General features: G+C 68.5%; 9 protein-coding genes. 2 read left to right on the forward strand and 7 right to left on the reverse strand.

The window, feature by feature from the left end; all coding sequences use genetic code 11:
- Nucleotides 1–80 precede the first annotated feature (80 nt).
- Complete coding sequence (locus PCA_RS06790; protein ID WP_181301844.1) at nt 81–413, forward strand: high-potential iron-sulfur protein; 333 nt, start codon at nt 81–83, stop codon at nt 411–413.
- 434 nt (nt 414–847) lie between these two features.
- On the opposite strand, the gene PCA_RS06795 is transcribed toward PCA_RS06790, so the two are convergent.
- Nucleotides 848–2,296 carry an amino acid permease gene (locus PCA_RS06795; protein WP_181301845.1) on the reverse strand — a complete coding sequence of 483 codons (1,449 nt, stop codon included), beginning with the start codon at nt 2,294–2,296 and terminating at the stop codon, nt 848–850.
- A gap of 88 nt (nt 2,297–2,384) precedes the next feature.
- Nucleotides 2,385–3,869 carry an amino acid permease gene (locus PCA_RS06800; protein ID WP_181301846.1) on the reverse strand — a complete coding sequence of 495 codons (1,485 nt, stop codon included), beginning with the start codon at nt 3,867–3,869 and terminating at the stop codon, nt 2,385–2,387.
- A gap of 160 nt (nt 3,870–4,029) precedes the next feature.
- Here PCA_RS06800 and PCA_RS06805 point away from each other — a divergent pair, with 160 nt between their 5' ends.
- A complete protein-coding gene (locus PCA_RS06805; RefSeq protein WP_181301847.1) occupies nt 4,030–4,581 on the forward strand; it encodes an NUDIX hydrolase in 552 nt (183 codons plus the stop codon).
- Here PCA_RS06805 and PCA_RS06810 read toward each other — a convergent pair.
- The 5 genes from PCA_RS06810 to PCA_RS17545 all read right to left on the reverse strand — a co-directional run.
- A complete protein-coding gene (locus tag PCA_RS06810) occupies nt 4,572–5,093 on the reverse strand; it encodes a 3-hydroxyanthranilate 3,4-dioxygenase (RefSeq protein WP_181301848.1) in 522 nt (173 codons plus the stop codon). The genes PCA_RS06805 and PCA_RS06810 overlap by 10 nt on opposite strands.
- A 174-nt stretch (nt 5,094–5,267) precedes the next feature.
- Nucleotides 5,268–7,157: a DNA topoisomerase IV subunit B gene (gene parE / locus PCA_RS06815; RefSeq protein ID WP_181301849.1), complete on the reverse strand. Its 1,890-nt coding sequence runs from the start codon at nt 7,155–7,157 to the stop codon at nt 5,268–5,270.
- Nucleotides 7,158–7,229: 72 nt separating this feature from the next.
- Complete coding sequence (locus PCA_RS06820; RefSeq protein ID WP_181301850.1) at nt 7,230–8,450, reverse strand: CHASE2 domain-containing protein; 1,221 nt, start codon at nt 8,448–8,450, stop codon at nt 7,230–7,232.
- Nucleotides 8,451–8,475: 25 nt separating this feature from the next.
- Nucleotides 8,476–10,107: a FecR domain-containing protein gene (locus PCA_RS06825; RefSeq protein WP_181301851.1), complete on the reverse strand. Its 1,632-nt coding sequence runs from the start codon at nt 10,105–10,107 to the stop codon at nt 8,476–8,478.
- A 204-nt stretch (nt 10,108–10,311) separates the two neighbouring features.
- The coding region (locus PCA_RS17545; RefSeq protein ID WP_255436707.1) for a hypothetical protein at nt 10,312–10,692 on the reverse strand (381 nt) is incomplete at its 5' end.

Raw genomic sequence — 10,692 nt, forward strand, 5'->3', positions numbered from 1 at the left:
AACGCGCTAATATCTTGCAATTGTCTTCACCCATCCCGCCGCTTGTTGCGCCGGATTTTTCACAGACGGAGGTTTTGCCCATGTCGAACGAAAAAGAGCTCGAATCGCGTCGCCGTTTCCTCAAGGTGGCTGCCGGAAGCACGGCGGCCGCGGTAGTGATGGGCGGTCTGCCGCGTTTCGCGCACGCCGCCGACCTGCCGCACGTGACCGATGCGGACCCGACCGCGAAGGCGCTCGCCTATGTCGAGGATGCCGGCAAGTCCACCAATCCGAAGCGCAAGCCGGGCGACGACTGCGCGAACTGCCAGTTCTACTCGGGTGGCGCCAGCGGCTACGGTCCGTGCGCGCTGTTCCCGGGCAAGTCGGTCGCCGCGAAGGGCTGGTGCGTGTCGCATTCGCCCAAGGCGGGCTGAGCGCGCAGCGCCATCGCCATCGAGGCAGGGGAAAAGGCCGGCACGGGTTGCCGGCCTTTTCGCATGCGCGTCACGCGGCTGCACGGCGAAGCGCCCGCTGGAACGCGGAGGCGGCGTGAGGAAGAAGGGGGGAGGTGGCGGGAAAAGTGCTGCCCGGCGCGTCGGGATGAGGAGCTACCTGCCTGACGCGCCGGGCGGCGATCCGGGGCCCACTGCCAAGTGATCAACCCTCGGACTTGGGATCATACCCCTGGGCGGGCCAAATGGGCTGTGGATAGTCGAGACTCTTTCGGAAACATTCCGTTAAGTCATTCAAGGCAAAGGATTTGTTTTTGATTTTGCGGCGTCGCGTCGAATTGCTGGGAATGGCGTGGCCGGAAAGCCATCATCGCCGACGTACGCCGACGATCATCGAAGTTTGACGCGGATTCGTATCAGATACCTGTCTTCTGCCGGCGCAATTGGCTGTGCCGGTAGCCGTAGCCGAAGTAGATCGCCAGGCCGATCAGGGTCCAGATGCCCATCAGCAGCCACTGGTACCAGTTCTCCCAGTACAGCAGCCCCAGGCAGCACAGCACGCCCAGCGTGCAGGTCACCGGCGCCCACGGCACGCGGAAGGTGCGCGGCAGTTCGGGACGCGTGTAGCGCAGGATCAGCACGCCCGCGCACACCGCGACGAAGGCGATCAGCGTGCCCATCGAGACCAGGTCGCCGAGCACGTCCAGCGGGAACACCGCGGCCAGCGCGGCGATGCCGATGCCGGTGATGACGGTATTGATGTGCGGGGTCTTGTAGCGCGGATGGATCTTCGAGAACACCGGCGGCAGCAGGCCGTCGTTGCCCATGATCATGAAGATGCGCGGCTGCGCGATGATCATCACCAGCACGACCGAGGACAGGCCGATCAACGCGCCGATCTCCACCAGCCAGCGCAGCCAGCCCAGCTCCGGGTGCGCTTTCACGGCGGTGACCACCGGCTCGCTGGTGCCCAACTGGTCGTACGGCAGCAGGCCGGTGATCACGGCCGCCATGCCGATGTAGAGCACGGTGCAGATCGCCAGCGAGACCAGGGTGCCGATCGGCAGGTCGCGCTGCGGGTTCTTCGCTTCCTGCGCCGCGGTGGAGGTGGCCTCGAAGCCTATGTAGGCGAAGAACACCAGGGTCGAGGCGCGCATGATGCCGGGCCAGCCGTACTTCTCCGGCCCCTGCTGCGGCGGAATGAAGGGTTCCCAGTAGTGCGGGTTCACGTACTGCCAGCCGGCCACGATCACCACCACGATCAGGCCGACCTTGAGGATCACCATGGCGAGGTTGGCACCGCTGGATTCGCGGATGCCCACGTAGCACAGCCAGGTCAGCAGCAGCACGATCGCGACGGCGGGCAGGTTGAACAGCGCGCCGGTGGCGACGAGGTGGCCGTCCTGGTAGGCCAGCGGCGCATTGGTCAGGATCGCCGGCAGGTGCATGCCCATGTTGTCGAGCAGGCTGGTGAAGTAGCCGGTCCAGCTCACCGCCACGGCCGAGGCCGACACGCCGTACTCCAGCACCATGTTCCAGCCGATGAACCAGGCCACCAGCTCGCCCAGCGTGGCGTAGGCGTAGGAATAGGAACTGCCCGACATCGGGATCAGGGTGGCGAACTCGGCGTAGCACAGCGCGGTGAAGCTGCAGCAGATCGCCGCGATGACGAAGGCCAGGATGATCGCCGGGCCGGCGTGTTCGGCCGCCGCCTGGCCGGTGATCACGAAGATGCCGCCGCCGATCACCGCGCCGATGCCCAGCGCGGTCAGTCCCCAGGGACCGAGCGTGCGTTGCAGCGCGACGCCGTGGGTGTTGTCGGCGGCGGAAAAGTCGGTCTTGCGGGCGAGCAGTTGCTTGAGCATGCGGCTTCCTGACGTGAAACCGGCACGACGCGTGGTCGTGCCGGTGGCGTGACGGTCGGTATGCGCGGGCGGGCGCGGATCGTTCCGCTCAGTCCGCTTCGACGCCGCGGGCCAGGTGGCTCTTGCGATAGCCGTACAGGAAGTACACCACCAACCCGATCGCGCCCCACGCGAAGAACGTGATCTTGGCTTCCTTGGACAGGTTGAGGAACAGCAGCAGGCAGCCGATCACCGCCAGCGGGCAGATCAGCCACGGCAGCGGCGTGCGGAACGGGCGCGGGCGCTCGGGCTGGGTGCGGCGCAGGATCAGCACGCCCACCGCCACCATGATGAAGGCGAACAGCGTGCCCGAGTTCGTGATGTCGGCGAGGATGCCCACCGGGAACAGCGCGCCGAACAGCGAGACGAAGGTGCCGGTGATCAGGGTGATCACGTGGGGCGTGTGGTAGCGCGGATGGATCTTGGCCAGCGACGGCGGCAGCAGGCCGTCGCGCGACATGGTGAAGAAGATGCGCGTCTGGCCGTAGGTCATCGTGAGGATCACCGACGGCAGCGCGATGCCGGCGGCGAACGCGATGAAGGCGGCCATGGTGTTGTGGTCGAGCAGGCGCACCACGTGGGCCAGCGCCTCCTTGCTGCACACCAGCGCCTGCGAACCCTGGCAGGCCGCGGCGAACGCCGGCGTGCCAGGCTCCAGCGCCACGCCGTCCGGGCCCAGCATGGGCTGCGCGCCCACCGCGCCCACCGCGCCGTAGCTCACCAGCAGGTAGTAGATGGTGCAGACGCTGAGCGAGCCGATCAGGGCGATCGGGATGTTGCGGTTCGGGTTCTTCGTTTCCTCGGCCGCGGTGGAGATGGCGTCGAAGCCGATGTAGGCGAACACGATGGAGGCCGCCGCGCCCAGCACGCCGATGCCGCCCATCGGGCTGCCCCAGCCGTTCGGCACGAACGGCGTGAAGTTCTGGTCCTTCACCGCCGGCAGCGCCACGAAGATGAAGACGGTGAGCGCGACGATCTTGATCAGCACCAGCACGGTGTTGACCTTGGCCGACTTCGAGGTGCCGACCACCAGCAGGAAGGTGATCGCGAGGCCGATCAGGCAGGCCAGCAGGTTGAAGCTGCCGCCGTCCATCGGACCCACCTGCAGGAACTGCGGCAAACCGAACCCGGCATGCGAAAGCAGGCCGTTGACGTAGCCGGCCCAGCCCACGCACACCGTGCTGGCGGCGATGGTGTATTCCAGCACCAGCGCCCAGCCCACCACCCATGCGACGCCTTCGCCCAGCACGCCGTAGGTATAGGTGTAGGCCGAGCCGGCCACCGGCACCATGGAGGCGAGTTCCGCGTAGGCCAGCGCGGCGAACGCGCAGACCACCGCGGCGATCACGAACGCGATCATCATGCCCGGGCCGGCCTTCTGGCCCGCCTCGGCGGTGAGCACGAAGATGCCGGTGCCGATGATGGCGCCGATGCCGAGCATGGTGAGCTGGAAGGCGCCCAACTGGCGGGTGAGGCTTTTCTTCTCCGCCGTGGCGATGATCTGGTCGATCGGCTTGATGCGCTGGAACAGCATGTATTGGCTCCCCGGTAGACAGCGACGTACCACTCGAACGGAAACGCGACGAACGGAACGCCACGAGCCGAGGGACGGCCAACCTTAGCGGAGCGACCTGAGGGGTACAAGACGCGTTGCAGCTAGAATGCCTGCGGTTTTCGCAGCCCTGCCACAAGTCATGCCGCTGATTTTTCCGCCGCTCGCCGTCGCCTTCGACGACTATCGCGCACGCCATCCGGAGGAGCGGGAAACCATCGTCCGCTTCGCGGATTTCCTCGCCTCGCATGCCGCCGTGTTCGAGCGCAGCCATGCCGTCGGCCACTTCACCGGCTCGGCGTGGCTGGTGAGCGCGGATGGCGGACGCGTGCTGCTCACGCACCACCGCAAGCTGGGCCGCTGGCTGCAACTGGGCGGCCATGCGGATGGCGACGCCGACCTCGCGCAAGTCGCGCTGCGCGAGGCGGAAGAGGAATCGGGCCTGCGCGACCTGGTGGTGGAACCGGCGATCTTCGACCTGGACGCGCACCGCATTCCCGCGCGCGGCAGCGAGCCGGAACACTGGCATTACGACGTGCGCCACGTGGTGCGGGCGACAGGCAGCGAAGCGTTCGCGGTCAGCGAGGAGTCGCTTGCCCTTGCGTGGAAGCCGGTGCGCGAGATCGCCGCCGATCCGCAGGCCGACGCCTCGCTGCGGCGCATGGCGGGGAAGTGGCTGGCGCGTTACGCGTAGCGTTCCGGCGCCGGATTGAGGTGGCCGCAATCCTTGCAGGTGCGCGCCTCGCGCGAGCGGTAGAAGCGCTCGAACACCGGCGGGAAATCGTGCTCGATGCTGTCGAGGCTGAAGTACTCCTCGTACAGCTTGTGGTTGCAGCGTTCGCAGAACCACAGCAGGCCGTCCTTCTCGTGCGGCAGGCGGCGGCGCTCGATCACCAGGCCGATGGAGTCGGCCATGCGCTGCGGCGAATGCGGCACGCGCGGCGGCAGGTAGAACATCTCGCCGGCGCGGATCGGCAGGTCGCGCGCCACGCCGTCGTCCTGCACCTTCAGCACCATCTCGCCTTCGAGCTGGTAGAAGAATTCCGGGCCTTCGTCCCAGTGGTAGTCGGTGCGCGCGTTGGGGCCGCCCACGATCATCACGATGAAGTCGCCGTCGACGATGCACTTGTTGCCCACAGGCGGCTTCAGCAGGTGGCGGTGTTCGTCGATCCAGCGTTGCAGGTTGAAGGGCGGGGTGAGAGCCATGGCGTGGTGCCTCGCTGGGGCTTTGCTTCCTCTCCCTGTGGGGAGTGGATCGAGGTGAGGGACGGGTGCCCGCGTTGAGCTTTCATGCGGTGCGGGTCGGGCGTGTTCCAACCTTATCGCAAGAGCGGCCCCTCACCCCAGCCCTCTCCCCGACGGGGAGAGGGAGCAAAGGCGTCAGGCTTCGAGCGTGGCGAGGTCGCCCTTTTCCTCCAGCCACGCCTTGCGGTCGCCGGCGCGCTTCTTGGCCAGCAGCAGGTCCATCAGCTTGGCGGTGCCGTCGTCGCCTTCCACGGTGAGCTGGACGAGGCGGCGCGTGTCGGGGTGGATGGTGGATTCGCGCAGCTGCGGCGGGTTCATCTCGCCCAGGCCCTTGAAGCGGGTGACGCTGACGGCGCCCTTCATCTTCTCGCGCTCGATCTTCTGCAGCATCGCCTGCTTCTCGTTTTCGTCGAGGCAGTAGAACACCTGCTTGCCCACGTCCACGCGGAACAGCGGCGGCATCGCCACGAACACGTGGCCCTCGCTGACGAGGTGCGGGAAGTGGCGCAGGAACAGCGCGCTGAGCAGGGTGGCGATGTGCAGGCCGTCCGAGTCGGCGTCGGCGAGGATGATCACCTTGCCGTAGCGCAGGCCGGTGAGGTCGTCCTTGCCGGGATCGCAGCCGATCGCCACGGCGAGGTTGTGCACTTCCTCGGAGGCGAGCACCGAGGTGGACTCCACCTCCCAGGTGTTGAGGATCTTGCCGCGCAGCGGCAGGATCGCCTGGAACTCCTTGTCGCGCGCCTGCTTCGCGCTGCCGCCGGCGGAGTCGCCTTCCACCAGGAACAGCTCGGTGCGCGAGAGGTCGGTGGAGGTGCAGTCGGCGAGCTTGCCGGGCAGGGCGGGGCCTTGCACGATCTTCTTGCGCACCACCTGCTTGGCCGCCTTGAGCCGCGCGCTGGCGCGCTCGATGGCGAGCTGGGCGATGCGCTCGCCGGTATCCACGTTCTGGTTCAGCCACAGGCTGAAGGCATCGTGGATCACGTTCTCCACCATGCCGGCGGCCTGGCGCGAGGACAGCCGCTCCTTGGTCTGGCCGGCGAACTGCGGATCGAGCAGCTTCGCGCTGAGCACGAAGGCCAGCCGCTCCCACACGTCTTCCGGCGCCAGCTTCACGCCGCGCGGCAACAGGTTGCGGATGTCGCAGAATTCCCTGATCGCATTGGTGAGGCCCGAGCGCAGGCCGTTGACGTGGGTGCCGCCCTGCGCGGTGGGGATGAGGTTGACGTAGCTCTCCTGCACCAGTTCGCCTTCCGGCAACCAGGCCAGCGCCACGTCCATGCCCTCGGTGTCGCGCGCCACGTGGTGCACGAAGAGTTCCGCCGGCAGCACGTCGCCGCCGTCCAGCTCGCCGCGCAGGTAGTCGCGCAGGCCGTCCTCGTAAAGCCATTCGACGACTTCGCCGCTGGCCTCGTCGGTGAGTTTCACCGCCAGGCCCGCGCACAGCACGGCCTTGGCGCGCAGCAGGTGCTTGAGCCTGGACAGCGAGATCTTCGGCGAGTCGAAGTATTTCGGGTCGGGCCAGAAATGCACGGTGGTGCCGGTCTTCCGCTTCGGCACCGTGCCGACGATTTCCAGCTCGCTGACGCGGTCGCCGTGCTCGAAGGCCATGCGGTATTCGTTGCCGTCGCGGCGGATCGTCACTTCCACCCGCTGCGACAGCGCGTTCACCACCGACACGCCCACGCCGTGCAGGCCGCCGGAGAAGTTGTAGTTCTTGCCGCTGAACTTGCCGCCCGCATGCAGGCGGGTGAGGATCAGCTCGACGCCGGGGATGCCTTCCTCGGGGTGGATGTCCACCGGCATGCCGCGGCCGTCGTCCGTCACCTCGACCGAGCCGTCCGCGTGCAGCACCACGTCGATCGATTTCGCGTAGCCGGCCAGCGCCTCGTCCACCGAGTTGTCGACCACCTCCTGCGCCATGTGGTTCGGCCGGGTGGTGTCGGTGTACATGCCCGGGCGGCGCTTGACCGGGTCCAGGCCGGAGAGGACTTCGATGTCGGCGGCGTTGTAGCGACTGCTCATGCGTGGGGATTCTGGTGAAACCAAAACGGGGAGGATGCGGTCGGCGCCCCGTGCGGTCAAGCGAGACCGCGGTCAGGCGCCGAGGCTGGCGGCCAGCAGGCGTCGCCGCGAACGCCGGCGCAGCAGCACGTCCAGCCGGTTCGCCAGCTCCCACAGCACGGCGCCGGCCAGGATCAGCGCCACGCAGGCCGCGGGCGGCCACCACAGGCCGGCGTGGCGCAGCAGCAAGGCGCTCAGCAGCAGGCAGGCCAGCGCCGCGACCGCCGCCGCACGCCAGGCGCGGCGCAGGCCGGGCAGGCCGTACAGGACCAGCGGCAAGGCCAGCATCGCCATGCCCAGCAGGCACCGCCCGGCGAGGTTCAACGGTAGTATCGCCATGCCGCGGCGCAGGGTTTCCAGCAGGTTGGCCTGGTATTCCACGCCGGGCATGGTGCCGACCGGCGTATCGATGATGTCGCGCATGCCATCGGCGGTGGCGCCGACCAGCACCAACTTGCCTTTCAGCAATGACGGCGGCACCTGGCCGTCGAGCACGTCGGCGTACGAAACCCGGCCGAAGCTTCCGTCCGGGCCGGCGTAGTGCAGCAGCACCAGGTTGTCGCGTTCCCACAGGTAAGGCGAACGCGGGCTGCTGTCGTCGTCGCACAGGCCGGGCAGCGGCGAGGCGGCCGCCGGCTGGTCCAGCTGCAGCAGCGCCAGACCCAGCGCGGGCCAGTACGGACTGCCGAGTCCGGCCTTGAGATAGGCCGCGCGCGCCACCCGGTCGTCGCCGATCGGCACGTCGACCTGGCCCAGCGCCGCGGCGACCTTCGCCACCGCCGGTATCGGCTCGATCTCCTCGGGCATGCCGCCGAGTTCGCGCGCCTCGGCGAACACCGGAAACGCCACGCGGCCGTTGCGCGCGGCGGCCGCGGCAAGCGCGGCGTCGTTTTCCGGATGCGCGACATCCGGCTCGGACACGGTGACGTCCATGCCGATGCCGCGCACGCCGTCGGCGGTGAGCCGGTCGATCAGCCGCGCATGCACGGCGCGCGGCCACGGCCAGCGGCCCAGCGCGGCGAGGCTGCGCATGTCGATCGCCACGATCACCACGTCCTCGCCCGGCGTGTACGACCAGTGGCGCATGTGCAGGTCGTACAGCGCGTGGTCCAGCCGGGCGGTGCGGTCGCTGGCGAGCAACAGCACCAGCAGCCCGGCGCCCAGGGCCCACAGCACGCTGCGCACCAGCCACGCGAACGGATCGAGGTAGCGCGAGGCTGCCTGGCGACCCGTGGGAGTGGTGGCGGCGCGCATGGCGGTCAGCGGTCCACGTCGCGCATCACAGCAGCAGCCAGAGCAACGCCGCGCCACCGCCGCCGATCGCGATGCGGCAGGCGATGCACGGCAGCTTCAGCTTCTGCACCGGGCTCCACGCGTTGGCGTAGCCGTCGGATTCGATGGCGCGCACGCGCAGGAACCAGGTGCCGTGGGCGGGCTTGGGAATCTGCAGCGACGGCTGCGCCACCGTTTCGTCCAGCACCGGATGCGCGAAGTCCGCGTCGCGGGACATCTGCACCTGGTAGCGCTGGCCGGGCAGGCCGGCCTGCCATCCGAAGTCCATGTTCCTGCCCGCATGCTGCGGGGCGTTCATCGTGGGCGGCGGAGGTTCGGCCACCAGCTCGAACGGCATGGGGTCGCTGTACGGGCCGAGCTTGCCGTTGCGGTCGCGGGTGGCGATGCGCCACCAGTAATGCCCGTAGGGCAGCGTTTTCGGCGCGCGCACGCTGTCGCCGGTGAGCGTGGGCTCGTCGCCCAGCACCTCGCGGAAATCCGCGTCGCCGGCCAGTTGCCAGGCATAGGATGCCGCCTCGGTGCTTTCGGTCCAGCGGAAGCGCGGGCGCGTGTCGCGCACCTTGCTGCCCGGCTGCGGTTCCATCACCAGCGGCGGTTGCGGATGCGCGGCGACCGTGATGGCGCAGGCGGCGTCCTGGCCTTCCAGCTGCTGCGCATCGATGCCGTGCACCCGCAGCGCATAGCTGCCGTCGGGCAGGTCGGGCAGGGTGGCGCCCTGCGCGTCGACCACCCGGTTCATCAGCAAGGCCTCGAAACGCTGGTCGGGGGCGACCTGCACGCGATAGTGCTCCGCGCCGGACAGGGCGTCCCAGCCGAACGCATAGGCGACGCGATTGATCGGTTGCTGCGGGCAATGCAGCACCGGCGCGGCCAGCAAGGTCCGGGGCTTGCCCGGAGGCTGGCCGGCACCCACCACCACGCCGGTGCCCGTGCGTACCAGCACGTGGCGTCGCTGGCCGCCCACGTCCACGCGCCCACCCAGCACTTCGGTCTGCGCGCGCGCGTCGCCATCGGTGCCGACGCGGAAATGCGTGCCGCGCACGCTGGAGATCGAGTTCGGCGTCTGCACGCTGAAGTGCGCCGCGCCGTCGACGTGGGTCACGTCGTTGACCACGCGGCCGTGCTGCAGGCGCAGCCGGGTATCCACCATGCCGGTGCGCCCGTAGGCGCTCAGGCGATCCAGGGTCAGCTCGCTGTCGCTCTCCATCAGCACGCGCGAACCGTCGGCGAACTGCAGGGTGAGGCTGGCGCCGGGACCGGTGGTGATGTGCGCGCCCATGCCCAGCTCCATGCCGGTGCCGACGTTTTCCGGTTGCCCCTGGGCATCCAGGCGGGCGTGGGCGTCGCCGAGCACGGCGACCACGGTGGCCTTGGCCGGCTGCACGCGCAACCACGCGATGGGCACCAGCAGGCGCATGCCGGGCGGCAGATGGTAGGGATCGGCCACCTTGTTGTAGGCCTGCAGCTGCTGCCACGAAACGCCGGGCCTGAGGTAGCGGCGCGAAAGATCCCAGATGTTGTCGGTGGGGCGTACGCGATACGACCAGTCGGCAGCGTGCGCGCACGGCGCAAGGCTGGCGGCCAAAAGGGTGAATACGGCCAGCATGCGTACCAGCATCCTGGATCCGGTCAGACACTTCATGAGCAACCCCAAACAGTCGCCCGGCGCGCCCCCTCTTGCGCCGGATGAAACACGCAGCCCGGTACCGCTACTTCCATTCACGGGCCACGCTGCAACGGTGCACACTCGCTTCAACGGTGCACATTCTGCGAAATGGCACAGCGAATTGCCACACGTGGCGCCTGCTAGCACGTTTGCTGTCTACAAATGGTCAAGCAGCTGGCGCAGTCTGCCGATGTAGGCAGGCATCCCGATCAGCGCGTTCCCTTCGCCGACGCGGAGGCCTTCCATGTGCTGCCTTCCTTCCGCAATCAGCGGGTTGTCGGTCACCAGCGGCAGCGCGCCGAGGATGCGGTGCAGGCGTTGCCACGCGGCCTCGGTGTCGCCCCGGCCAGTGGCGGCGGACAGCTCGTCCAGGTCGGTGCGCGCGGTGCCCAGCAGCAGCGGCAGCAGTTGCCGGCGCCAGGCGTCGGCATCGCCGCCGCCCGGTTCCGGGATGGCGTCGTCGGCAACCGTGGCGGGCGGCGCATCGTCGTCCGCGCGGTCGCCCGCGCCCAGCCAGCGTTCGAGCGTGGCTTCCAG

Origin of the sequence: Rhodanobacter sp. PCA2 (genome assembly GCF_013620825.1) — a bacterium.
Taxonomy (GTDB): Bacteria; Pseudomonadota; Gammaproteobacteria; order Xanthomonadales; family Rhodanobacteraceae; genus Rhodanobacter_A.

Excerpts from the sequence above, each read along its gene's own strand:
- PCA_RS06795 (WP_181301845.1), bottom strand. The coding sequence starts at position 2,296 with ATGCTCAAGCAACTGCTCGCCCGCAAGACCGACTTTTCCGCCGCCGAC.
- PCA_RS06820 (WP_181301850.1), bottom strand. The coding sequence starts at position 8,450 with ATGCGCGCCGCCACCACTCCCACGGGTCGCCAGGCAGCCTCGCGCTAC.
- PCA_RS06810 (WP_181301848.1), bottom strand. The coding sequence starts at position 5,093 with ATGGCTCTCACCCCGCCCTTCAACCTGCAACGCTGGATCGACGAACAC.
- PCA_RS06800 (WP_181301846.1), bottom strand. The coding sequence starts at position 3,869 with ATGCTGTTCCAGCGCATCAAGCCGATCGACCAGATCATCGCCACGGCG.
- PCA_RS06790 (WP_181301844.1), top strand. The coding sequence starts at position 81 with ATGTCGAACGAAAAAGAGCTCGAATCGCGTCGCCGTTTCCTCAAGGTG.
- parE (WP_181301849.1), bottom strand. The coding sequence starts at position 7,157 with ATGAGCAGTCGCTACAACGCCGCCGACATCGAAGTCCTCTCCGGCCTG.
- PCA_RS06805 (WP_181301847.1), top strand. The coding sequence starts at position 4,030 with ATGCCGCTGATTTTTCCGCCGCTCGCCGTCGCCTTCGACGACTATCGC.
- PCA_RS06825 (WP_181301851.1), bottom strand. The coding sequence starts at position 10,107 with ATGCTGGTACGCATGCTGGCCGTATTCACCCTTTTGGCCGCCAGCCTT.